Annotated in this window: 19 protein-coding genes; 8 read left to right on the top strand and 11 right to left on the bottom strand. The window is 59.7% G+C overall.

The features are described 5' to 3' along the window. The first annotated feature begins 261 nt into the window (after nucleotides 1-261). The 3 genes from ACHZCJ_RS04690 to ACHZCJ_RS04680 all read left to right on the top strand — a co-directional run bounded on the left by ACHZCJ_RS04690 (nucleotide 262) and on the right by ACHZCJ_RS04680 (nucleotide 3,977). On the top strand, nucleotides 262-1,467 hold the full coding sequence (locus ACHZCJ_RS04690) for a hypothetical protein (protein WP_321324313.1): 1,206 nt from the start codon (nucleotides 262-264) through the stop codon (nucleotides 1,465-1,467). A gap of 72 nt (nucleotides 1,468-1,539) precedes the next feature. Then, nucleotides 1,540-2,580, top strand: a complete 1,041-nt coding sequence (locus ACHZCJ_RS04685) for a hypothetical protein (protein WP_321324311.1) — start codon at nucleotides 1,540-1,542, stop codon at nucleotides 2,578-2,580. Next, nucleotides 2,577-3,977, top strand: a complete 1,401-nt coding sequence (locus tag ACHZCJ_RS04680; protein WP_321324309.1) for a HAMP domain-containing sensor histidine kinase — start codon at nucleotides 2,577-2,579, stop codon at nucleotides 3,975-3,977. The genes ACHZCJ_RS04685 and ACHZCJ_RS04680 overlap by 4 nt, the downstream gene beginning before the upstream one ends. A gap of 45 nt (nucleotides 3,978-4,022) precedes the next feature. Here the strand turns inward: ACHZCJ_RS04680 and ACHZCJ_RS04675 are convergent, their stop codons facing one another. Further along, nucleotides 4,023-5,306, bottom strand: a complete 1,284-nt coding sequence (locus tag ACHZCJ_RS04675; protein WP_159641952.1) for a citrate synthase — start codon at nucleotides 5,304-5,306, stop codon at nucleotides 4,023-4,025. A gap of 27 nt (nucleotides 5,307-5,333) precedes the next feature. Then, complete coding sequence (gltX, locus tag ACHZCJ_RS04670; protein WP_321324306.1) at nucleotides 5,334-6,737, bottom strand: glutamate--tRNA ligase; 1,404 nt, start codon at nucleotides 6,735-6,737, stop codon at nucleotides 5,334-5,336. A gap of 70 nt (nucleotides 6,738-6,807) precedes the next feature. Between gltX and ACHZCJ_RS04665 the strand changes: the two genes are divergently transcribed. Then, entirely contained in the window at nucleotides 6,808-9,021 is a 2,214-nt protein-coding gene (locus ACHZCJ_RS04665; protein ID WP_321324304.1) for a ComEC/Rec2 family competence protein, read from the top strand. On the opposite strand, the gene lexA is transcribed toward ACHZCJ_RS04665, so the two are convergent. The 7 genes from lexA to ACHZCJ_RS04630 form a co-directional block, all read right to left on the bottom strand. Then, nucleotides 9,015-9,704: a transcriptional repressor LexA gene (lexA, locus tag ACHZCJ_RS04660; protein WP_321324301.1), complete on the bottom strand. Its 690-nt coding sequence runs from the start codon at nucleotides 9,702-9,704 to the stop codon at nucleotides 9,015-9,017. The two genes, ACHZCJ_RS04665 and lexA, sit on opposite strands and share 7 nt — an antisense overlap. A 194-nt stretch (nucleotides 9,705-9,898) precedes the next feature. Further along, a complete protein-coding gene (locus ACHZCJ_RS04655; RefSeq protein WP_321324299.1) occupies nucleotides 9,899-10,402 on the bottom strand; it encodes a hypothetical protein in 504 nt (167 codons plus the stop codon). 208 nt (nucleotides 10,403-10,610) lie between these two features. Next, the gene (glp, locus tag ACHZCJ_RS04650) at nucleotides 10,611-11,795 is read right to left on the bottom strand and encodes a gephyrin-like molybdotransferase Glp (protein WP_321324297.1); all 1,185 of its coding nucleotides are present in this window, start codon (nucleotides 11,793-11,795) and stop codon (nucleotides 10,611-10,613) included. Continuing rightward, complete coding sequence (gene moaC / locus ACHZCJ_RS04645) at nucleotides 11,792-12,262, bottom strand: cyclic pyranopterin monophosphate synthase MoaC (RefSeq protein ID WP_321324295.1); 471 nt, start codon at nucleotides 12,260-12,262, stop codon at nucleotides 11,792-11,794. Before moaC ends, glp begins: the two co-directional genes overlap by 4 nt. Next, nucleotides 12,259-13,050, bottom strand: coding sequence for an indole-3-glycerol phosphate synthase TrpC (gene trpC / locus ACHZCJ_RS04640; protein ID WP_321324292.1), 792 nt, complete (start codon nucleotides 13,048-13,050; stop codon nucleotides 12,259-12,261). The genes moaC and trpC overlap by 4 nt, the downstream gene beginning before the upstream one ends. Then, nucleotides 13,047-14,033: an anthranilate phosphoribosyltransferase gene (gene trpD, locus ACHZCJ_RS04635; protein ID WP_321324290.1), complete on the bottom strand. Its 987-nt coding sequence runs from the start codon at nucleotides 14,031-14,033 to the stop codon at nucleotides 13,047-13,049. Before trpD ends, trpC begins: the two co-directional genes overlap by 4 nt. After that, nucleotides 14,030-14,614 carry an aminodeoxychorismate/anthranilate synthase component II gene (locus tag ACHZCJ_RS04630; protein ID WP_321324288.1) on the bottom strand — a complete coding sequence of 195 codons (585 nt, stop codon included), beginning with the start codon at nucleotides 14,612-14,614 and terminating at the stop codon, nucleotides 14,030-14,032. The genes trpD and ACHZCJ_RS04630 overlap by 4 nt, the downstream gene beginning before the upstream one ends. 199 nt (nucleotides 14,615-14,813) lie before the next feature. On the opposite strand from ACHZCJ_RS04630, the gene ACHZCJ_RS04625 reads away from it, so the two are divergent. Beyond that, nucleotides 14,814-15,116 (top strand): polyhydroxyalkanoic acid system family protein, encoded by a 303-nt coding sequence (locus ACHZCJ_RS04625; protein ID WP_321324286.1) that lies wholly within the window; start codon nucleotides 14,814-14,816, stop codon nucleotides 15,114-15,116. A 523-nt stretch (nucleotides 15,117-15,639) separates the two neighbouring features. On the opposite strand, the gene trpE is transcribed toward ACHZCJ_RS04625, so the two are convergent. Beyond that, the gene (gene trpE / locus ACHZCJ_RS04620) at nucleotides 15,640-17,181 is read right to left on the bottom strand and encodes an anthranilate synthase component I (RefSeq protein ID WP_321324284.1); all 1,542 of its coding nucleotides are present in this window, start codon (nucleotides 17,179-17,181) and stop codon (nucleotides 15,640-15,642) included. A gap of 6 nt (nucleotides 17,182-17,187) precedes the next feature. Further along, complete coding sequence (locus tag ACHZCJ_RS04615) at nucleotides 17,188-19,131, bottom strand: SurA N-terminal domain-containing protein (RefSeq protein ID WP_321324282.1); 1,944 nt, start codon at nucleotides 19,129-19,131, stop codon at nucleotides 17,188-17,190. 153 nt (nucleotides 19,132-19,284) lie between these two features. On the opposite strand from ACHZCJ_RS04615, the gene tpiA reads away from it, so the two are divergent. From tpiA to ACHZCJ_RS04600, 3 genes are all read left to right on the top strand, one after another. After that, nucleotides 19,285-20,031 carry a triose-phosphate isomerase gene (gene tpiA, locus ACHZCJ_RS04610; RefSeq protein WP_321324280.1) on the top strand — a complete coding sequence of 249 codons (747 nt, stop codon included), beginning with the start codon at nucleotides 19,285-19,287 and terminating at the stop codon, nucleotides 20,029-20,031. A gap of 258 nt (nucleotides 20,032-20,289) precedes the next feature. Continuing rightward, nucleotides 20,290-20,682 (top strand): preprotein translocase subunit SecG, encoded by a 393-nt coding sequence (gene secG, locus ACHZCJ_RS04605; protein ID WP_321324277.1) that lies wholly within the window; start codon nucleotides 20,290-20,292, stop codon nucleotides 20,680-20,682. Nucleotides 20,683-20,858: 176 nt separating this feature from the next. Continuing rightward, on the top strand, nucleotides 20,859-22,490 hold the full coding sequence (locus tag ACHZCJ_RS04600) for a CTP synthase (RefSeq protein WP_321324275.1): 1,632 nt from the start codon (nucleotides 20,859-20,861) through the stop codon (nucleotides 22,488-22,490). Nucleotides 22,491-22,693 lie beyond the last annotated feature (203 nt).

The raw sequence follows: 22,693 nt of genomic DNA, 5'->3' as shown, positions 1-22,693 counted from the left end.
AATTCTCATCCCCAAGCAATCTAAATCTGCTTCTAGCCATTGCTGTTCTGACCGCGGGCGCTGCCCTACCGGTATATCGGTTCGCCAGTCGGCACGATGACGAGATCGGGGAAGCGCAGTTTGATCCACATCCGGACGACCGCTAGTCAGCCAGAAGCAAACTCCAGCCAAAACATTACCGATTATCGCTTGGCATGTCCCGACGCCACCATATATGGACAGGAACCTATCGGCACTTCTTCGTTCGGGACTCCCCATCTTGTGAAACTGGCTCTGATTTCTCTGGCAAAAGACGATCTTGACGGACAGGGGCCGATTGCCCTGCTGCCGTTGTTCGCCGGAACCTTGCTGGACTTGCAGATTCAGGCCGCGCAGCGCATCGGTTGCGAAAAATTTGTCTTCCTCTGTCCCGCCACCCACGGCGCATTATTGCAGAAAATCGACGAAATGAAGCAGCTGGGCTTCGACGCGGAATATGTCCGCAGTCCCAGCGATCTCGTGCAATATGCGAGCGAGCAGGATCATATTGTTTACATGGCCGATGGCATCATCCCCAATGACGAGATCATTGGCCAGCTGGGCGCCGCGCCGCAAGAATTGCTGTTCACCGTGTTGCATGCAGAGGAATATCAGGAATTCGAGCGCATCGATCTCAACCAGCGGTGGCTCGGCATTCTATCCCTCAACGCATCGCGGCTGGTGGCGATGATCGATATTCCGGATGAATGGGAGATCGGGTCGGCGCTGCTGCGGACCGCAGTGCAGGCCGATTGTCCGCGCGCAATCATCTCGGACCGGCGGATGGGGGCAGGCGCGGTCTCCCATATCCAGAGCGCCCTCAGCGCGGGGCAATATACGCGGCGAAAATTGAAGGAAATGCCTTGGGGAAAGGACAATTTTCTCAATCGCTTTCTGCTGCGTCCCCTGATCAAGCGCAGTCTTCCCCGGTTGTGGAGAAAAAAGGCCGCACCGCAATATCTGCAGATTTTTTCGCTGGTGGCCGGACTTGCCGCTATCGGGCTGGCGGCCTTTGGCTACGCAATTGCGGCGATCGGGCTGCTGTTTTTCGGCAGCGTCGCCCAATTGGCCCGAACCACGATGCTGCAATTTGACGGCACCGCAATGGGCAGGGACTGGACCGCCATGGGGCTGGATCTGATCGTGGCCGCTAGCGTCGCCATCCTGATGCTGCAGGATTCCGACGCGGTCACCCTGCTGCCCAATCTGGTGATTTTTGCATTGTTGCTGGCCCATCTGCTGCTGTTGCGGGGTGTATCAGCGAATAGCCGTTTCGCGCTGATCCGGCCGGATCTGCGGCTGTTGCTGCTGGTGCTGCTCGTTGCCGCTATTTTCGGTCCGATCAGCTATGGCATATATGCCGCCGCGCTCTACGCTGGCATGACGCTCGTTCTTGATCGCTATCCGGCGAAAAAACCGACGATTCCCAAGGATCGGAGAGGCGGATAGCGGAATAATCGACTTAGCGGCTTGTTAACCACATTAGGGTACAGCCTGGCTATGGCAGAGCGAGTTTTTCCGATGGATCCAAGCAAGCACAACGATATTGTCCGCCGCGCGAGCGCGATGGCCGACAAGGCATCGTTCGTGGCTGATGATTTTTCGCATGCCCTGTTCCCCAGAACCGACATCGTTTTCAACGACCGTATGCGGTCCAATGCGCAGCAATATTTGCGCAGCGTCGTGGACCAGATTGAAAGGCGTATCTGTACCATCGCGACCGAAGATATGGGGCTCCGGCAAGAGGTGCTGCTCGGCATCGCGCAGGGCGGCAAAGGCCAGAGCTATGCCATGCTGGAGCAATCCGGCCTGCTCAAGACCCCCGAGATTGTCCGGCACCTGTTTGTCAAGACGCAGCAAAGCGAACTGGCAGCAAGATTGCTGCAGAAAATTTCGCAGGAAGATCTCGAGTCCACGTTGACGCGCCATCTGGATCACGAGGATGCTGCCGTTGCCGAAGCCGCCATGGGATTGCTGGTGGCCCAGTCCAAAACAACCGGTGCTGCCGGAGAAATCGCCGCCAGTCTCGCGGATCTACCGCCGGAAATCGCTTATGCCTTTGCCTGGCCGGTAACCGCCGCGCTCGCCAGCCGGTCCGGCCATGCCAGTCTTCAGTTGCAGCAGGCGACCGAGAGGCTGCTCGCCGCGCATGATGAAAGCGCAGGCGTGGCACGCAAGGCCGAGCGGCTGGCCCAGTTGCTCGACCAGTCCCCCGCCGACCGGAAGTCGGTTCCCCATCCGATGACGGATGGTCTGACCCTGTTCGTGGCGCGCCTCGCCCGGCGGACCGGCCTGACCAGCGACCAGATTATAAGCTTCACCGCTGAACCCGATATGGTGCGCCTTGTTGTTGTCATGCGGGCGGCGGACTTTCCGGTACAGGAAGCGCTGTCGATTTTTGCCGCGCTTGACGGCGGCGACCATATATTGACTGCCGCAACCTATGGTGAGACCGACCAGGATCGCTGTCAGGGCCTGGTGTCGCGCTGGGCCTCGCCCGACGCTTTTCAGAATGCCGCGCGGCTGCTTTCCGACGATTTTCCGGATATTCCCGGTAGATGAACACGGATGGTAAATTGACCGCGCCGGTGCAGGGACAGGTGGACGCCGACGGATTGCTCCTGTCGGCTGATCCGCTGCTCTTGCGGTTGCATTTGCACTGCGGTGGCAAGGAAGGCGGCCCTCTGGCCGTTCCGGAATTGGCAGAATTATGCCGTCTCAGCCGGCGGCTGGGAATGAATCTCTCTCGGCCGGTCCATGCTTCGGATGATGAGTCACGTATTGAAATGTGGGTCGAGACCCGGGTCAGCACGCCGGAAAAGGCGGAGCCGCTGAGCCTGTCGATCATCGACTGGAAAGAATATCCGCAAGACGAGAGCGAGAAAATCGACCCGGCGCGGGAGCGCGATTTCAACCGGCTCGAAGGTCGCGGGGCGATCCGCACTGATGCAGCGCTGCGAATCATCGCCCAGCAACTGTCGGGTGAGGCGGGCCAGGATTATGATGTTATCGGCCAGTCCCTGCTCGATATATATGACGTGATTCCGCCATCGGCCAATGCCGGACTGCTGGAAGCCGTGGCCGAGCGGCAGCCGATACGCAATCAGCGAATGCGCCAGAAGGGCGGTGCCCAGCGGCTGTTCGTGTTGCAGGGCAATCCGCTGATCGACAAGACAGGGGCGTTTGCCGGCTATCGATTCACCGCGACCCCGGATGATGCAGACGCTGATATGGCGACCCAGGGAACAGAGCCAAAGCGGCCGGGCGGCAAACTGATCAGCGACAGCCTGTTCGGCATGCAACTGGGGCCGGCGCTGCGCCAGCCGCTGGGCAAGATCATCGCCAACGCTGAAACGATCAGCAGCAAGCTGGAAGGTCCGCTACGCGGTGACTATGCCAGCTATGCCAAGGATATCGCTTCGGCGGGGCGCCATTTGCTCGACCTCGTCAATGACCTGTCCGATCTCGAAGCAATCGAACGGCCCGAATTCACCGTGGCCGGGGACGAAATCGATCTGGCTGATCTGGCCCACCGGGCGGCAGGCCTGCTGGCGGTCAAGGCGGCGGACCATCACATTCGTCTGGATCTTCCGGACGAAGGCGCGAAATGCCCCGCCAGTGGTGAATTTCGCCGGACGCTGCAAATTCTTGTCAATCTGATCGGTAACGCGATCCGCTATTCACCCGACGGCTCGGTGATCAAGCTGCGGGTTTCAACCGAAGACGGCTTTGCCCGGATTGCCGTGAGCGATCAGGGGGACGGTATCGCCACCGAAGACCAGCAACGGATATTCGAGAAGTTCGAACGGCTGGGCCGGTCCGGGGACGGCGGCAGCGGTCTGGGGCTGTTCATTTCCCGTCGCCTGGCCGGCGCGATGGGCGGCAGCCTGACAGTGGCCAGCGAAGCCGGGAAGGGGGCGACCTTCACCCTGTCCTTGCCGGAACGGAAGCCAGCATAAAAAAGGGGAGCGAAACGCCCCCCTTCTTGCAAATTTCAATCAAAATTACCGTTTGTCGATCGGTACATAGTCGCGCTTTGCCGGGCCGGTATAGAGCTGGCGAGGGCGACCGATACGCTGGCCGGGATCGGAAATCATTTCGTTCCACTGTGCAACCCAGCCGACGGTGCGGGCGAGCGCGAACAGCACTGTGAACATCGAGGTCGGGAAACCGATCGCCGAGAGGATGATGCCGGAATAGAAGTCGACGTTCGGGAACAGCTTCTTGTCGATGAAATAGGGATCGTTGAGCGCCATTTCCTCAAGCTGCAAGGCCACGTCAAAGACGGGATCCTTGACCTTGAGCGTCTCAAACACTTCGCGAACCGTTTCCTGCATCACCGATGCGCGCGGGTCGTAATTTTTATACACGCGGTGGCCAAAGCCCATCAGGCGGAACGGATCGTCCTTGTCCTTGGCGCGCTTGATATATTCCGGAATGCGGTCAGGATGGCCAATTTCGTGCAGCATGTTGAGCGCCGCTTCATTGGCGCCGCCATGGGCAGGGCCCCACAGGCAGGCGATGCCGGCGGCGATGCAGGCAAACGGATTGGCGCCCGAGGAGCCGGCCAGCCGGACCGTCGAGGTCGACGCATTTTGTTCGTGATCGGCATGGAGGATGAAAATCCGGTCCATCGCTTTTTCGATTGCCGGGTGCACTTCATATTCCTCGGCCGGAACACCAAAGGTCATGCGCAGGAAATTGCCGGTGTAGGACAGTTCGTTGTCGGGATAGACGAAAGGCTGACCGATCGAATATTTATAGGCCATTGCCGCGATGGTAGGCATTTTCGCGACAAGACGGTGGCTGGCGATCATCCGCTGGGCGGGATCGTTGATATCCGTGCTGTCATGATAGAAAGCCGAGAGCGCACCGACCACGCCGCACATGATCGCCATCGGGTGGGCGTCACGACGGAAGCCCTGATAGAAACCGCGCAGCTGTTCATGCACCATGGTGTGGCGGGTGATCGTGTTGGTAAATTCGGAATATTCGTCCGCCGTCGGCAACTCGCCGCGCAGCAGCAGATGCGCGACTTCCATGAAGCTGCTGTTTTCGGCGAGCTGTTCAATCGGATAGCCGCGATGCAGCAAAACGCCTTCGCCGCCGTCGATAAAGGTCAGCTCTGATTCGCAGCTGGCGGTCGAGGTGAAGCCCGGGTCATAAGTGAAGGCACCGGTCTGGCCATATAATTTGCGGATATCGACCACGTCGGGACCAATGGTGCCCTGTAGAACCGGATATTCGAAATTGTCGCCATCGATGCTGAATTTTGCGTTATCGCCCACGATATTGTCCTTTCTGCTCCTGAAAACTCAGGTTTTTTCTATTTGATCTGCAAGACGTCCCAATGATTCTTCTTTCCCAAGAAGTATCAGAACGTCAAAAATTCCGGGTGAACTGGTGCTTCCAGTCAGGGCAGCGCGCATAGGTTGTGCGAGCTTCCCCAGCCCCAATTCGGCAGACTCCGCGATCGCTTTTATGGTTTCTTCCGTTGTCTCGAGCGTCCAGTCTTCCAGATCGGTCAAGCCAAGGTGAATCGATTTCAGCAGCGTCCGTGCGGCAGCGTCTAGCAGATTTTCTGCCCGTTCGTCGAGGCCAAGTGGGCGTTTTTTAAAGAGAAAAAGACTGCTTTGCGCCAATTCGATAAGATTTTTTGCGCGGCTCTTCAAAACCGGCATGGCCTGGCCGAGCAAATCGCGGTCCGAAGCGGATAAAGGCGCTCCCAGATCCTGTTCGATCCACGGTGTGGCCAGCCGCACCAGATCCGCATCATTGGCCTCCCGCATATAGTGACCATTGAGATTCTGCAGCTTCTTGGTGTCGAATCGCGAAGGCGATTTGCCGACGCCGGAGATGTCGAACCATTCTATCGCCTGTTCCCGCGAAATGATCTCGTCATCGCCATGGCCCCAGCCGAGACGCAGCAGATAGTTGAACATCGCATCGGACAAGATGCCCATGTCGCGATAGGCCTCGACGCCCAGCGCGCCATGCCGTTTCGACAATTTTGCGCCGTCATTGCCGTGGATCAGCGGGATATGGGCATAGGCGGGCTCGTCCCAGCCCATCGCGCGGATCAGCGCCAGCTGGCGAAAGGCATTGTTGAGATGATCGTCGCCGCGAATCAAATGGGTTACGCCCATGTCATGGTCATCGACCACCACCGCGAGCATATAGGTCGGCGTGCCGTCCGAACGCAGCAGGATGAAATCGTCAATCTCGCTGTTCTGGACCGAGACATCGCCCTGGACCATATCGGCAATGGTGACCTTGCCGGCGGTTTCGGTTTTCAGCCGGATCGCATAAGGCGCGCCATCCGGCGCTTCCGACGGATCGCGATCGCGCCAGCGGCCGTCATAGCGCATCGGCTTTTTCTCGGCCCTCTGCTGTTCGCGCATGGTGGCCAGTTCTTCCTGGGTGGCGAAACATTTATAGGCATTGCCCGATGCCAGCAGTTCGTGGGCGACTTCGGCGTGCCGGGCGGCGCGTTCGGACTGGAAAACGGTTTCTTCGTCCCAGTCAAGACCGAGCCATTCGAGCCCTTCGGAAATCGCATCAATTGCCTCCTGGGTAGAGCGCGCCTTGTCGGTGTCTTCAATCCGCAGCAACGCTTTGCCGCCATGATGGCGGGCAAACAGCCAGTTGAACATGGCGGTGCGGGCGCCGCCGATATGCAGGAACCCGGTCGGGGAGGGGGCAAAGCGGGTTACGACCATATTTGTCTCTTTCGGCTGTTCAGCATCATTTGAATTCACGCTTGCATGATCCCTGTGATAGGATTTTGAAATGCGGGATGGATTGAGCCCGAATGGCACCACAGGCACCGGTTCCGGTTCGACTGGCACCGCCCTTAGCACGCTGTTTCACCCGCGACAATTGTCTGATTTATGGCGCGATATACAACTCTCCAAATTGATTGAAAGGCAGCTGGAAAAGGAGCGGGACCAACTGCCTCTATGGGTGCCGGTGGCGCTTGGTTTCGGCATTGCCTGCTGGTTCAATCTGGGCACTGGCGCGCGGTGGCTGGCCTTTATCAGCCTGTGCGGCGGAATTGTGCTGTTCGCGGTCACGAGCGGCGGCACGCGGCTCGGCAAGGCCCTGTTTTGGTTCGCGCTGCTGGCCGCTATCGGCTGCGTGCTGATCTGGCTGCGTTCTTGGAGCGTTGCCGCGCCAGTGCTGGAGCGACCGATTGTCACCACGTTCAATGCGGAAATCGAACGAGTCGAACCGGTGTTGGCGCGTGATATGGTCCGGCTGACATTGAGTACCGGTGACAATTCCGGGTTGCCGCCGCGCGTCCGGGTGAACGTGCCACTGGATCGCGCCAGCCCCGGTTTGCAGGATGGCGCCCTGATCCAGCTGCGCGCGCGGTTGATGCCACCGGCAATGCCGGCGCTGCCCGGCGCTTATGACTTTTCCGAGCGCGCCTGGTTTCAGGGTCTCGGCGCGACCGGACGGGCGCTGGGAGAGATACGGATATTGCGCGCTGCGGACCCGGTTTTCGCGCTGTCCCGATACCGGCAGATGCTTTCGGCGCATGTCCAGTCGCAGATGGCCGGTGCAGCCGGTGCGATCGGAGCGACCCTGGCCACCGGAGATCGCGGCGCGATTGATGAAGAAGATGCCGAAGCGATGCGGCGCAGCGGGCTGGCGCATCTGCTATCGATCAGCGGGCTGCACGTCACCGCAGTGGTCGGGGCGGTCTATCTGCTGATATTGAAGACGCTTGCCCTGTCGCCTGCGCTGGCGCTGCGCTTCCGCCTGCCGATTGTGGCGGCCGCCGGCGCGGCGCTGGCGGCGGTGGCCTACACGCTGATGACCGGGGCGCAGGTTCCGACGATCCGGGCCTGCGTCGCGGCCCTGCTGGTGCTGGTGGCGCTGATGATGGGGCGCAGCGCGATCACTCTGCGGATGGTCGCGGCGGGGGCGCTGTTCGTTCTGATTTTCTGGCCCGAATCGCTGGTCGGTCCCAGTTTTCAGCTGAGTTTTGCAGCGGTGACCGCGATCATCGCGTTGCACGAGCATCCGCGGATCAAGGCGCTGCTGATGCTGCGCGAGGAAAGTCTGATGCGACGCGCCGGACGGTTCGTCTTTGCTCTGTTCCTCACCGGATTGGTGGTCGAAATCGCGCTGATGCCGATCGCGCTTTACCATTTCCACAAGGCCGGCCTCTATGGCGCGCTCGCCAATATCATCGCCATCCCGTTGACGACCTTTGTGATCATGCCCCTGGAGGCGCTGGCCCTGGTGCTCGACGGCTTTGGTCTGGGCGCGCCGCTCTGGTGGCTATGCGAACAGGCGCTCAGCAGTCTGATCGCGCTGGCCCATTTTGTTTCCAGCCGGCCCGGCGCGGTGACGATGTTGCCGACCATGCCGGTGATCGCCTTCGGTCTGGTGCTGATGGGCGGGCTATGGCTCTGCCTGTGGCGGGAGCCCTGGCGCTACTGGGGAGTGGTCCCGATGTTGGTCGGCGGGCTGGTCATCGCCACCACCCGCGCGCCCGATCTCTATATCACCGGCGACGGGCGCCATGTCGCGATCCGCAACGAACAGGGCGAATTGGCGATGCTGCGCAACCGCAGCGGCGACTTCATCCGCGACATGATCCGCGAAAATGCCGGGGTAGAGGGGGAGCCGCAGGCGCTGGAAGACTGGCCCAACGCCACGTGCAATGGTGACAGCTGCCTGGCGACCGTATCGGCCGGCGGGCGCGACTGGCAGATATTGGCGACGCGCAGCGGTCACTATATCCCGGCTCTGGCTCTGTCGGCAACTTGCCGCCGCGCCGATATCGTGGTCAGCGAAAGGCGGCTGCCGGACAGCTGTCAGCCGCGCTGGCTGAAAGCCGACCGCAACCTGCTATCGCAAGTCGGCGGCATGACGATTGATCTGGAAAATCGGCAAATATCCACGGCGCTCGGCTGGACCGGCAGGCATATCTGGACCCGCTATCGCGTTGCCGCGAGCGGCAATGCGGCCAGCGCCCGTCCCGATCAGTAGCGGCGCAGCAATCCGGCCATCTTGCCCTGGATACGCACTTCACCCGCACCATAGATTTGCGGTTCATAGGCGGCATTGGCGGGATCAAGCCGCACCCGGACACCGTCTTTGTGCAGATATTTCAGCGTCGCTTCTTCCTCATGGACCAGCGCCACGACAATCTCGCCATCGCGCGCCACTTCGGTTTTCTGGATCAGCGCATAATCGCCGTCGAGGATACCGGCGTCGATCATCGAATCGCCGGATACTTCCAGCGCATAATGTTCGCCGGGGCCGAGCAGGGCGGCCGGCACGCTGAGCGCCGATTGGCCTTCCATCGCCTCGATCGGAGCGCCAGCGGCGATCCGGCCGTGCAGGGGGATTTCCAGAATATCGTCGTTGCTCGGAGCAGGGCTGGACGCGACTTCGCGAACCGGCGTTTCCGGGTGCAGCGCAACAACATTGGAGGGCTCCGCCTCATGCAAACCGCCTTCGGGCAGTTTCAGCACTTCCAAAGCGCGCGCCCGGTTGGGCAGGCGGCGGATGAAGTGCCGCTCCTCGAGCGCGCTGATCAGTCGGTGAATGCCCGACTTGGACTTGAGCCCGAGCGCTTCCTTCATTTCCTCGAACGAGGGGGAAACGCCGCTATCCTTGAGTTTTTCATCAATGAAACACAGCAGTTCATGTTGCTTTTGCGTGAGCATGTCCAGTGTCCTGTTCTGGGAACGAATGCGGAACAATTAAGAAACAAAACGGGGGAAGTCAAGCGGGAAGTGATTGTGTCATGGGCAGAAGGGTGGGAGACGTGGACAATTTTGATGGCGGCTATTGGCATTTTCGGTGACAAAGCTGCCAGTCAGCTTTTGTCCCAAAAGAAGACCTTGAAGCCCACCCCAATTTAAAGAGGCCGATTCCAGATGACAATTATCTGGCGTTCGTCACGATTAAGGATGTAGCTAGTACCCTGTGGATTGGGATCGAGATATAATAATGATCCCTCTTTGTTGAGCCATTCAGAGGCTATCTTGCAAATCTGCGCATCTCTAGCGCAGGCAAAGCAGGAGCAATTTTGATTATTCGGTTGGCTATAGACCCGCATCGGAGCCGTGTTGGTCCAGTTTACCGCTCTTATTGCAGGGCCTCGAGACCCAAAACTAGGTAGCACCTCAAAAGATTGCATGATCTCAGGAACATGTCCTTTGATACTGAACAAAGCTGCGCCGCTTTCCTCACCAAAATCTGCCGAAGTCATCGACTCCGCAGTAAGCTCTTCGGGAATCAGGTTGCGGGCTCGGGATGGAAGATCAGGCTTTTCGTCCATCAAAAAAAGCACCGCCAACGGAATTCCAACAGCCAGCGTGATGCCGACATGCTTCAGCCTTTCTAGTTTGGTTACGGTCATGGCAGCGAAAGTAGAGAAAATGGGCCGAATTAATAGGTCCTTTTACTGATCCGAAGTGGATATTCAGATTGCAATTCCAGAGCAATGCGACCTCTGTTGATCCAATAGCGGCGGTCCAAATAAAATAATTGGCATGACCGCTTCCCATCCAAATCCTCATCCCTTCAGCAGGATCTGATGGCGTGCCGATTGAGGAAGATTTCGAAAACTATATCGCAATAAACCTCACCATCTCGCCAACATCAGCCGCCTCCGCATGAGCGGGCCGACACAACAACGCATTGGACGCCGCCAGCACCGAAAGCTTGGCGCTGTCCTGACTACCAAAAGGCGTGATCCCGGCTTGATCAACTTTCGCTCGCAGAAACTGGGCGCGGGGGCCGTTGGCGGGGAGGGCTTCGCTGGTCGGGGCGCTTTGATATTCCGGCAGATAGCGGGCGGCTCCGGCCATGAAGCGGATCAGCGGCAGTAGGAACAATGTCGCCGCGACAAAGGCGGAGGCCGGGTTGCCGGGGAGCGCCAGGATCACCGTCTTGCCAAGTGTTCCGGCCATCACCGGCTTGCCCGGTTTCATCGCGATCTTGTAGAAGTCGATCTCCGCGCCGAGCTTGCGGAAGGCGGGGCCGACCAGATCATGATCGCCGACCGAGGCGCCGCCGATGGTGACGATGATATCGCAATCCTTCGCGCTTTCCAGCGTCTGGCACAAGATGTCCATATCGTCCGGAATCCGGCTCAGGCTGCGGGTTTCGGCGGTCAGGCCGGAGAGCATGGCGGACAGCATGACGTCATTGCTGGCGGGTATCTGGTGGGGCAGGGTGTCACTGCCCGGCGCGACCAGTTCGTCGCCGGTAGAGACCACCGCCACGCGGGGCTGTGTGCCGACCGATAGCTCGCCATAGCCGGCGATTACCGCTTCGCCGAGCGCCGCCGCATTGAGCAGGCTGCCTGCGGGCAAACCGACGCTGCCCTCCTTGAAATCGCCACCCTGATGCCGGACATGGCGGCCTTTTTCGGGCGAGGGCTCTGCGGTCAGGCGGATGGTGGTGCCGTCGGCTGCGACATTTTCCTGCATGACCACGGTATCGGCGCCTTCGGGCAGCAAGGCACCGGTGAAAATACGGGCAGTCTCTCCGGCTTTCAGCGCGCGGCAGGGCGGGCTGCCAGCGGGGCATTCGCCGACCAATGTCCACGGCCCCTCGCGGTCTGCAAAGCGGATCGCATAGCCGTCCATCGCCGACATATCGGCGGCCGGCTGCTCGCGCCTGGCGATCAGGTCTCCGGCGAGATAGCGGCCGAGCGCATCATGGACGGAAAGCGTTTGGGCGGGCAGGTGGGACGCCAGCGCGATCAGTCGCTGCTGGGCTTCGTCCAGAGGCAGCAAGCTGCTCATTCCGCGACCCAGTCTCCCGATTTGCCGCCGCTTTTCGAGAGCAGGCGGATATCGCTGATCTCCATGTCCTTCTGCATCGCCTTGGACATGTCATAGATTGTGAGGAGTGCGACAGAACAGGCTGTTAAAGCTTCCATTTCCACCCCGGTCTTTCCGGTCAGTCGGGCCATGGACGAGACCTTGATGCCGTCGTCGAGAAAGGTGAAATCAACCGCGACCTTGGTCAGCGCCAGCGGGTGGCACAGCGGGATAAGATCGCTGGTCTTTTTCGCCGCCATGATCCCGGCAACGCGGGCGGTCGCCAGCACATCGCCTTTCTTCATGGCGTTCGCTTTTATAGCTTCCAATACTTCCATCTTCATCGTGATCCGGCCCTCGGCATGGGCCTCGCGGACCGTGTCGGCCTTGCCGCCCACATCGACCATATGGGCCGCGCCGTCGCCGTCGATATGGGTCAATTTGCTCATTGGGTTCCTGTCAAAAGCTCGCGGGTTGCTGCCTCCACATTATCCTGTCGCATCAGCGATTCACCTACCAAAAAGGCGCGGGCGCCCGATTGGGAGAGGCGCTGGCAATCTTCATGGGTGAAAATGCCGCTTTCGGAGACCATGATCCGGTCCTCGGGCACCAGCTTCGCCAGCCGCTCGGTCTGGTCGAGGCTGGTCTCGAAGGTCTTCAAATTGCGGTTGTTGATACCGAGCAGCGGCGATTGCAGCTTCAGCGCCCGTTCCAGCTCCGCCTCGTCATGCACTTCGATCAGCGCGTCCATACCGAGCGACAGGGCTTCCGCCTCGATTGCCGCTGCCAGCGCGTCGTCCAGCACCGCCATGATGATGAGAATCGCATCCGCGCCCAGCGCACGAGATTCCGATACTTGCCAAGGATCGACCATGAAATCCTTGCGCAGGCAGGGCAAGTCGACCGCAGCGCGCGCGGCCACCAGATATTCGTCCGCGCCCTGAAAATAGGGCTGGTCCGTCAATACCGACAGGCAGGCCGCACCGCCGGCCTGATAGGCGCGGGCATGAGCCGGGGGATCGAAATCCTCGCGGATCAGGCCCTTGGACGGGCTGGCTTTCTTGATCTCCGCGATCAGGGCGAAGCCGGTGGCCGATTTTTCCCGGATCGCTGCGGCAAAGCCTCGCGGCGCGCTCTGGCGGGCGATGTCCTCGCTCAGCTTCGACGCCGGGACATCCGCCTTGCGTTGCTGGACATATTCCCGCGTCGTCGCGCATATTTCTTCAAGCTTGTTCATTGATTGGCGATCCAGCAATTGAGCATGGCATTGGCAAGGCCCTTGTCGAGCGCCTCGGCGGCTTCCTCGACGCCTTCCTCCCAGCTGTCGACTTCGCCCGCGACCATCAGCGCGGCGGCGCTGTTGAGCAGCACGGCATCGCGATAGGCCGATTTCTCGCCCTGCAATAGCGCCTTGAGCGCAGCGGCGTTATATTCGGCATCACCGCCCTTTATCGCTTCCGCCGGATGGCGGGTCAGGCCTGCATCTTCCGGTGTTATGCGGCTGATCGTGACGCTGCCGTCGCTGATCATGGCAACGCGGCTGGGGCCGGAGATGCTGAGTTCGTCGAGCCCTTCCTCGCCGGAGACGATCATCGCCTTGTCATAGCCCAGTTGCAGCGCCGCTTCGGCATAGGTCTCGACCAGATCGGGCGAGGCGACGCCGATCAGCTGGCGCTTGACCTTTGCGGGATTGCACAGGGGACCTAGCAGATTGAAGATCGTCCGGCGGCCGATGGCCTTGCGGATCGGTCCCAGCGGCCCGAGCGCCGGATGGTGATTGGGTGCGAAGAAAAAGGCGATGCCGATGTCGCGCAGGCTCTGCTCGGCCTTGCTCGCCGCTTTGGCCAGATCCAGCCCGAGCGCCTCCAGCGTATCCGCCGCACCCGACTTACTCGAGGCAGCGCGGTTGCCGTGTTTGGCCATCGGGATTTCGCAGGCGGCGACCACCAGAGCGGTGGCGGTGGAAATATTCAGGCTGTGGCTGCCATCGCCGCCGGTGCCGCAGACATCAATCGCGTTGGCGGGCGCGTCGACGCCGATCATCCGCGCGCGCATTTCGGTGGTGGCTGCGGCGATTTCCGTCGCTGTCTCGCCCCGGTCGGCCAGCGCGACCAGAAATTTCGTGATCTCCTCAGCCGAGCAGGAGCCGTCCAGGATTGCGGAAAAGGCTTCGCGGGCCGCTGCTTCCGACAGGGCGCTCGCCGGATCAGGCAAGGTCATGCCGCTTCCTTCGCTTCAATCCCCGCAATCGCCATGAAATTGGCCAGCAAGGCATGGCCATGTTCCGTGGCGATGCTCTCGGGGTGAAATTGCACGCCGTGGATCGGCAGGCTTTCGTGGCGGAAGCCCATGACCGAACCATCGTCGGCGGTCGCATTGACCGGCAGGCTGGCGGGAATATCCTCGACGATCAGCGAGTGATAGCGGGTCGCGGTATAGGGTGAGGGCAGGCCGGCAAAGACGCCGCTGCTGTCGTGGGTGACCGGCGATGTCTTGCCGTGCATCAGACCGCCGCGCACCACCTTGCCGCCGAAATGCTGGCCGATGCTCTGATGGCCTAGACACACACCAAGCAATGGCTTCTCCGCATCGGCACAGGCCGCCACCAGATCGAGCGATATGCCCGCTTCATTGGGGGTGCAGGGACCCGGAGAAATCAGGAAGGCCTGCGCCCCGGTGGCCAGAGCTTCGCTGGCGGTCAGAGCGTCGTTGCGCTCGACGCAAACCTCGGCGCCCAGTTCCATCAGATAATGGACCAGGTTGAAGGTGAAGCTGTCATAATTGTCGATAACGAGGATCATGCGATGCTGCCTAATCGGAAATTATCGGCAGGCCAAGTGTTTCCGCGAATGGTTTGACGTGGGCGCGAGCGGTGATAGGGAATTTGCCAACAACAGACCGTGGGTACTGAGCCGGACCAAGCGCGTGGCGCATCGACCGATGCCCTTCGACAGGCTCAGGATCAACGCTAAAAACCAGATATCCGATTGGAGAATCAGCATGGCCGAGCCCGTCACCGTCAATATCCCGCACAAACTGGGGCTCGAAGAAGCCAAAAGCCGTATCGGCAGCGGCATCCACACGCTGGGCGACATCATCCCGGGCGCCAATCTGACCGACCATCACTGGGAAGGCGATCATCTCCACTTCACCCTGGAAGCCATCGGTCAGCGCATCAAAAGCGACATGCATGTCCGCGATGACGAGGTCTATGCCGTGCTCGACCTGCCACCGATGCTGGCGATGTTCGCCAACAAGATCAAGGCGAAGCTGATGAAGGAAGCGCCGAAGATGCTGGAGTGAGGTGGGGCTGGCCGAGAATGGGTTTAAGCCGCTAGTGTAGTGAAGTTGGTCATTTTTGACGTCTGCTATTGGGTGGTAAGCGGTCATTCCTTATCACTTACCCTGCATGTAAGGTCGCAATGCCCTCCAATATGACGCGAGGCCGATACAAAGAATGACCACTGCCCATGCTGCGCTAATCCAGAACCATACGTGCCAGAGTTTGCCACGCTCCCAGCCTACTTGGTCCGAGATTATCACCGGCACGAACGGAGCTATAACGAGGAGGATGAACTTGGCATCCACTCGCTCGGACTTTCCGAAACCAGCGAGGCGCTGCCCCTTTGTCTTGCGTTTTAACAATTGGTGCAACGCGCTCTCTTGCTGATTCGACCAACGCCCCAGCAGCTTTTTCAGTGAACTGTTCGACCTTCCCATTGTTTCTCTATCCTCTACGAAAACAATGTCCGCAAGTGGGGCGAGAGCCGACGAACAGGGACTGCACGCGTCATGGCTCTATTTACGGCCATAGCGAACTTTTAAGCTATTGCCCGAACCCAACATCCCGCGCCCGCTTCACCGCCTCTTTTGCGGCCGCCAGCAATGCGCCGGCCTTGGCCCGGCATTCGGCCAGTTCATAGTCCGGATCGCTGTCCGCGACGATCCCGGCGCCCGCCTGCACGTGCAGCGTGCCGTCTTTCACAATCCCGGTGCGCAGGACGATACAGCTGTCCATGCTGCCATCGGGCGAGAAATAGCCGACGCCGCCGGCATAGGCGCCGCGGGTTTCGGGTTCGAGTTCGGCGATGATCTGGCAGGCGCGGACTTTCGGCGCGCCGCTGACCGTGCCGGCGGGGAAGCCGGCGAACAGGGCGTCGAGCGCATCCTTGTCCGGGGCCAGCTCTCCCACGACGTTGGAGACGATATGCATGACATGGCTGTAAAATTCGACCGTATAGCTGTCGGTGACCTCGACGCTGTGCGCGCTCGCTACCCGGCCGACATCGTTGCGACCGAGATCGAGCAGCATCAGATGTTCGGCTCTTTCCTTCGGATCGGCCAGCAGGCTTTCCCGGTTTGCCTTGTCTTCGGGAGCATTGGCACCGCGCGGACGGGTGCCGGCAATCGGGCGAATGGTTACTTCGCCATCGCGCGCGCGGACCAGGATTTCCGGGCTGGAACCGGTCAGGGCAAAGCCGGGCAGGTCGAGAAAGAACAGGAAGGGCGAGGGGTTGATTCGGCGCAATGCGCGATAGAGCTCAATGGGCGGCAGCGTGAATGGCGTGGTGAACCGCTGTGCCAGCACCACCTGAAAGATATCACCGGCCTCGATATAATCTTTGGCGCGCAACACCATCTCGCCATATTTTTCGGCCGGGACCTGGGGGGTGAATTCCGGTTCGCCGGGATTGAGCCCCGCCTTCGGAGTGTCAGACAAGCGTCCTTCGGCAAGTTCGGGAGGAACGGGTCTGGAGAGGCCCCGCTGAGCTTCATCCAGCCGGTTTTCCGCCGCGATGATTTTTGCATCGCCATTCCCGTCGGTCTCCGGCCACACCGGTGCCACCAGAAACAGCTCGTCGGCCAGCCGGTCGAAAATCAGGATCACGGTCGGCCGGACGAACAGCATGTCGGGGAGGTCCAGCTCGGACTGCGGCGCGCGGGGGAGCTTCTCGACCAGACCGATGGTTTCATAGCCGAAATAGCCGACCAGACAGGCGAGGGCACGCGGCAATTCTTCCGGCACATTCATCCGGCAGGCCTTGACCAGAGTGCGCAGGGCGGAGAGACTGTCGCCGCTTTCCGGAGCAAAAGCTTCGCGGTCCTGCAGCCATATCGGGTTGATCGCCGCTTTGTCGCCATTTGCCCGGAACACCAGATCGGGGGCGAGGCCAATCATGCTATGACGCCCTCGGGTCTCGCCGCCTTCTACCGACTCCAGCAGATAATCGCCGCGGCCTTCTTCCATCAGTTTCAGGGCGGCGGACACCGGCGTCTCGGTGTCTGCCACCTGTCGCCGCCAGATCAGCGCCGGCTTGCCGTTATCCAGCGCCGCGCGCGCCGCGTCCGTTCCGAAACTGCCCGTCATCCAGGGTCAGTTTCCGCCGAGCAGCTGCTGTTTCAGCGCGGTCAGCGTATCCTCGTTGCGCTCGACGCCGACATCCGCCTTCATCGCGTTGATGAATTGCGCGGTATATTCGTTACCGAACACCTGTTTGAACTGGGTCCTCGTCGCAGTCAGCAAATCTTCCCGTTTCGAGGCATCACCGCGATTAAGTTTGTCGAGCACGACCACATACCATCCCTGGTCGCGCGGTGCGGCCAGCGATTTCGCAGTGCCCTGCGCCATGCTGAACATCAGGCTGAGCGGCGCGGGGACCTGTCCCTGCGGGCTCTGCCGGGCAAGTTCGGCCCGGGTGGCGCTGATCTTCTGGACATTGGGCAATTTTACTCCGGCATCCGCAACCGCTTTCGACAGGGATGTGCCGCTGCTGACCGCCTTGGCGATCTTGTCCGCAACCGCCTTTGCCTTTTTCGCACCCTGATCCAGCATATAGTCGCGGGTTACGAGTTGCTCGATCTGTGCCAGCGGTGGCGGGGCGGATTCAGTGATTTCCGAAACATCGATGGCAGCATATTTCTCGCCGGGAACGATTTCGACAATCTGCGGATCGCTGTCTTCATCAACGGCGAAGGCCACCGGCAAAATCCGCTGCATCTCGGGAATTGGCTTGTAATTCTGGTCATTGGGATTTTGACCATTGGCGAGGAGCGGTGGCGTGGATTCGATCTTGAGTTCTTCCGCCTTGGCAATATCACCCAGCGTTGCACCGTCGGCAAATTCGTCTTCCAGACGGACGGTCAATTCCGCGATCGCTTCTTCGATCTTCTCGCGCGTCAGTTCGGTGACGATTTCGGCGCGGACCTGATCCAGCGAGCGAGCCGGGATTTGCTTGATATTCCGAACCTTGACGATGTGCCAGCCGAGCGCGCTTTGCGCCGGCCCGGCAATCGCACCTGAGCTGGCCGAAAAGGCGGCATTGGCTACGGCTTGCGACGCGCTTTCGGCAAAGTCGGCCTTGTTGACCGGTCCCACAGACGACGCAGAAAGGCCAACCGACTGGGCGGCCTGCTCGATCGTGGTGCCAGCCTTGATCTTGTCGGCGAGTGCCTTGGCAGCGGCCTCGGTCGGCAGGATGACCTGATCCAGAGTGCGGGTCTCGCTGGCCGAATAGCGGGCGTTGTTCAGCTTGTAATGGCCGGCGATTTCCTTTTCGCTCGGCTTGATCTTGTCATTGAACCGCGATTTTTCAAACAGTGCATAGCGGATCGTCCGCCGTTCGGGGATCGTGTAACGGGACGCGTTCTTGGCATAAAAGGCTTCGATGGCGGCCTTCGCCGGTTTGCTGTTTTCGATGAAGGCAACCGAAGGGACGGTTGCGATCTGCCCTTCACGCGATTCCAGCAGCAATGAGGCATAAGGCGTGACAAGCTTTTGCGGTACCGCCGCGCCGAAACCGGCTGTGGTCAACAGCTGGTCGGCCATCAGGTTGCGGGTAAAATCGTCACGCAACTGGGTTTCGTTAATGCCCTGCTGCTGCAGGGCGCGGCGGAAATTTTCCTCGCTGAACTGGCCGTCGGCACCCTGGAAAGTGGGGATGCCGGCGATCTCTCCATCGACCAGACGCTTGCCTGCGGCCATGCCATATTTGGAGCCAAAATCGGCAATGGCGAAGCTGTTGATCAGCCGTTCGAGAACATCGTCAAAACCGCCACCATTGATGAAGGTCTTGAGGTCCAGACCGGTATTCTCGCGCTGTTCGCCGCGGAAGGCATTGTTGACCGACTGGCCGAGTTCCGCGCTGGTTAACTCGCTGTCGCCAATTTTGGCGGCCGTACCCGATCCGGTCACTCCGCCGAATGTGCCGCTGCTCGACACGTCGGCCGTGGCAAAGGCAATGGCGATCAAACCGACGAAACAGAAGGTCAGAAAAAGGCCCAGTTTCGAAGAAAAAATACGGCGGAAAAAACTGATCATGAAGGAAATGTTCCATTGCGCGAGGTGGATTTGGGCCTGCTTTAGGCGGCTTGGCTTTGCGGTTCAAGCAAAAGACTGCGGAAGGAAATTGGCAAGCGGGAGGATATTTGTTAGCGGGCGCAGATTGGAAAAACGGAAAAGGCTAAGGGCATTATGGCAAACCGCAAATATATTGTCGGCAACTGGAAAATGAACGGGCTGCGCGCGCAGCTGTCGGATATCGCCGCGATTGCCGCGATTGCCGCCAATAATGAAAGCGCCGATGTCGGAATCTGTCCTCCTGCCACACTGATCGCCGCAGCGGCCGAGGCCAATCCCGGCTTCGCCATCGGTGCGCAGGATTGCCATTTTGCCGAGAGCGGCGCGCATACCGGATGTCTATCCGCTGCAATGCTCAAGGAAGCGGGCGCAACCTATTCGATTCTCGGCCACAGCGAGCGCCGCGCCGACCAGCAGGAAGGCGACGCCGAGGTGAAAGCCAAAGCCGAAGCGGTCCATGCGGCCGACATGGGGGCGATTATCTGCGTCGGCGAGACCGAAGAGGAACGCGATGCCGGTCAAGCGATTGAAATCGTCACCATCCAGCTCGCCCGATCCTTTCCCTCCGGGGCCAGCGCCGACTGGCTGACCATCGCCTATGAACCGGTATGGGCAATCGGCACCGGCCGCGTCCCCGCCGCCAGCGATGTCGAGGAAATGCACGCCGCAATCCGGGTGAAGCTTGGAGAATTGATGGGGCAGGGCAGTGACGATGTGCGCATTCTCTACGGCGGTTCGATGAACGGCGGCAATGCGGCAGAATTGCTGGCGATTCCCAATGTCGATGGCGGGCTGGTTGGCGGTGCGAGCCTGACGGCAGCCAAATTCGGGCCGATTATTGAAGCGGCGGCGGCGAGCTGACAGACACGCCGGACGCAAGGCAAATGTTGCGGCCGCGAGGGGACGGGCTGTCCAATGTGCCGGCCAGTGTGCCGGATCGGTAGTTTTTTCTTTCGCCTACGCTTTCCCGCAGCGTGCAAGTCCCCGCTTCTTTTGCCGGTATTTTGCAAGACTCTGGCGACGACAAGGGGAGTGGATCATTGCTTGAACTCCGGCGGGGCAATCGCTATGTGCGCTGCACGTCGGAGCGCATGCTCGTTAAATTAGTTCGGAAAACCCATGTTTCTTTTTGTCACCGTCCTTCAAGCCATTGTCGCCGCCATGCTGGTGGGCGTCATTTTGATGCAGAAATCCGAAGGCGGCGGATTGGGGGTGGGTGGCTCGCCATCGGGCATGATGTCGGCGCGTGGCGCGGCGGATTTGCTGACGCGGACGACGTCCATTCTGGCGGTATTATTTGTCGCATTGTCGATAACCCTTGCGGTTATGGCGGCTGCGGAAGGCAAGGTTGAAACGATCGACCAGAGTCTGCAGCGCGATACGGCACCAATATCTGCACCGGCTGACGATGTGCCTCTGGTCGGTGACGATCCATTGGCCGCAGCGGCTGCCGCTGCGGCAGAAGAAGCGCCGGCGGACAGCCCCGACGGGGCCGTCCCGCTCGACCAATAAGACTTTCCAGCAGCATCTTCACTCCTGTTTTCGCGAAGATCGCGACCTTTGGTCGTGCGCGCGGAACATGGCCGCTCACCCAGCAAATGATGAACGCTGTCAAATAATATTTATTTCGCTTTTCCGGATTCGCGGGATTGCCATTTGGGCCTAACAGGCCTTAAGCCTCTCCTCCCATGGCGCGATATATTTTCATTACCGGCGGTGTGGTTTCCTCTCTTGGCAAAGGTCTGATGGCGGCGAGCCTCGGTGCTCTGTTGCAGGCTCGCGGATATTCCGTGCGAATCCGGAAACTTGACCCCTATCTCAACGTTGATCCGGGCACGATGTCGCCTTATCAGCACGGCGAAGTCTATGTTACCGACGACGGGGCGGAAACCGACCTTGATCTCGGCCATTACGAGCGCTTTACCGGCGTTCCGTCGCTGCAATCCGACAATGTGACTTCGGGCCGAATCTATCAGTCGATCATCACCAAGGAGCGACGTGGCGATTATCTCGGCGCAACCGTCCAGGTCATTCCGCATGTCACCGATGCGATCCAGGCCTTTGCCGAAGACAAGCTCGACGGTATCGACTTCGTCCTTTGCGAAATTGGTGGAACCGTCGGCGATATCGAAAGTCTGCCGTTTATCGAAGCGATTCGGCAGTTGCGCAACAAGGTCGGCCGGGACAATGCGATTTCGGTACATGTCACTCTCGTGCCCTATATTGCCGCAGCTGGTGAACTGAAAACAAAGCCAACCCAGCATAGCGTTCGGGAATTGACCTCGCTGGGCATCCAGCCGGACATCCTGCTTTGCCGTTGCGAACATCCGCTGCCCGATTCCGAACGGGCAAAAATCGCCCAGTTCTGCAACGTCCGCAAGGAATCCGTGATCCCGGCGCTGGATGCCAGCAATATCTATAATGTGCCGTTGCAATATCATCAGGAAGGTCTGGACAGAGAGGTGCTGCGCGCCTTCTCGATCGACGATGCGCCGGAACCGGACCTGTCGCGGTGGAATGACGTGATGGAGCGGATCGAGCATCCGGAAGGTGAAGTCATCGTCGGCGTTGTCGGCAAATATGTCGGCCTGCAGGATGCTTATAAATCGCTGCAGGAAGCATTGTTTCACGGCGGTCTCGCCAATCGGGTTAAAGTGCAGGTCCGCTGGCTTGATGCGGAACTGTTTGAAAATGAAGAAGACCTTGCTTCCAAACTGGAGCCGCTTCACGCGATTCTGGTGCCCGGCGGTTTTGGCGAACGGGGCAGCGAGGGGAAGATCGGTTCGGTCAAATTCGCCCGCGAAAACGATATCCCGTTTTTCGGCATCTGTCTGGGCATGCAAATGGCGTGCGTCGAAGCGGCTCGCAATCTGGCTGGCATAGCCAGTGCATCGACCACCGAATTTGGCGAAACCGATGAACCGGTGGTCGGCCTGATCACCGAGTGGATGACCGAAGAAGGCCTGCAGAAGCGCGAGGCTGGCGGAGATCTGGGCGGTACCATGCGCCTGGGCGCCTATGACGCGGTGCTGCAGCAAGGATCGAAAATCAGCGAAATTTATGGCAGCCGCGAAATCAGCGAACGTCATCGCCATCGCTATGAGGTGAACAAGGGCTATGTCGAGCGGCTGGAACAAACCGGTCTGATGTTCTCAGGAATGTCACCCGATGGCGAGCTTCCCGAAACCGTCGAACGGCCCGATCACAGCTGGTTTGTCGGCGTACAGTTCCATCCGGAACTGAAGAGCAAGCCTTTTGATCCGCATCCGCTATTTGCTTCCTTCATAGCCGCAGCGTTGCAGCAAAGCCGTCTCGTTTAGGGACGCCAAGCTATAGTTGTGGCTAGATTCCGGTACATGTCGAATTTGTCCAATATATTTTACGAGATGTGACTATTGTCACAATTATGCGGCATAAAGAAGTTAGTGGAAACTTCGAATTAGGCCGGGGGCGGGTGCAGTGAAAGTCGAAGAATTAGCAGATCTTTTGGCTGAGCACAGCCTATTTGCTGACTGCGACGATG

This window comes from uncultured Parasphingorhabdus sp. (genome assembly GCF_963677535.2).
Lineage (GTDB): Bacteria > Pseudomonadota > Alphaproteobacteria > Sphingomonadales > Sphingomonadaceae > Parasphingorhabdus.
The sequence above is the reverse complement of the archived record's forward strand: the minus strand, read 5'-3'. Positions and strand labels throughout refer to the sequence as shown.

Coding starts and splice junctions, on each gene's coding strand:
- ACHZCJ_RS04685 (WP_321324311.1), top strand. CDS start 1,540: ATGGATCCAAGCAAGCACAACGATATTGTCCGCCGCGCGAGCGCGATG.
- ACHZCJ_RS04680 (WP_321324309.1), top strand. CDS start 2,577: ATGAACACGGATGGTAAATTGACCGCGCCGGTGCAGGGACAGGTGGAC.
- gltX (WP_321324306.1), bottom strand. CDS start 6,737: ATGGTCGTAACCCGCTTTGCCCCCTCCCCGACCGGGTTCCTGCATATC.
- ACHZCJ_RS04665 (WP_321324304.1), top strand. CDS start 6,808: ATGCGGGATGGATTGAGCCCGAATGGCACCACAGGCACCGGTTCCGGT.
- lexA (WP_321324301.1), bottom strand. CDS start 9,704: ATGCTCACGCAAAAGCAACATGAACTGCTGTGTTTCATTGATGAAAAA.
- ACHZCJ_RS04655 (WP_321324299.1), bottom strand. CDS start 10,402: ATGACCGTAACCAAACTAGAAAGGCTGAAGCATGTCGGCATCACGCTG.
- glp (WP_321324297.1), bottom strand. CDS start 11,795: ATGAGCAGCTTGCTGCCTCTGGACGAAGCCCAGCAGCGACTGATCGCG.
- moaC (WP_321324295.1), bottom strand. CDS start 12,262: ATGAGCAAATTGACCCATATCGACGGCGACGGCGCGGCCCATATGGTC.
- trpC (WP_321324292.1), bottom strand. CDS start 13,050: ATGAACAAGCTTGAAGAAATATGCGCGACGACGCGGGAATATGTCCAG.
- trpD (WP_321324290.1), bottom strand. CDS start 14,033: ATGACCTTGCCTGATCCGGCGAGCGCCCTGTCGGAAGCAGCGGCCCGC.
- ACHZCJ_RS04630 (WP_321324288.1), bottom strand. CDS start 14,614: ATGATCCTCGTTATCGACAATTATGACAGCTTCACCTTCAACCTGGTC.
- ACHZCJ_RS04625 (WP_321324286.1), top strand. CDS start 14,814: ATGGCCGAGCCCGTCACCGTCAATATCCCGCACAAACTGGGGCTCGAA.
- trpE (WP_321324284.1), bottom strand. CDS start 17,181: ATGACGGGCAGTTTCGGAACGGACGCGGCGCGCGCGGCGCTGGATAAC.
- ACHZCJ_RS04615 (WP_321324282.1), bottom strand. CDS start 19,131: ATGATCAGTTTTTTCCGCCGTATTTTTTCTTCGAAACTGGGCCTTTTT.
- tpiA (WP_321324280.1), top strand. CDS start 19,285: ATGGCAAACCGCAAATATATTGTCGGCAACTGGAAAATGAACGGGCTG.
- secG (WP_321324277.1), top strand. CDS start 20,290: ATGTTTCTTTTTGTCACCGTCCTTCAAGCCATTGTCGCCGCCATGCTG.
- ACHZCJ_RS04600 (WP_321324275.1), top strand. CDS start 20,859: ATGGCGCGATATATTTTCATTACCGGCGGTGTGGTTTCCTCTCTTGGC.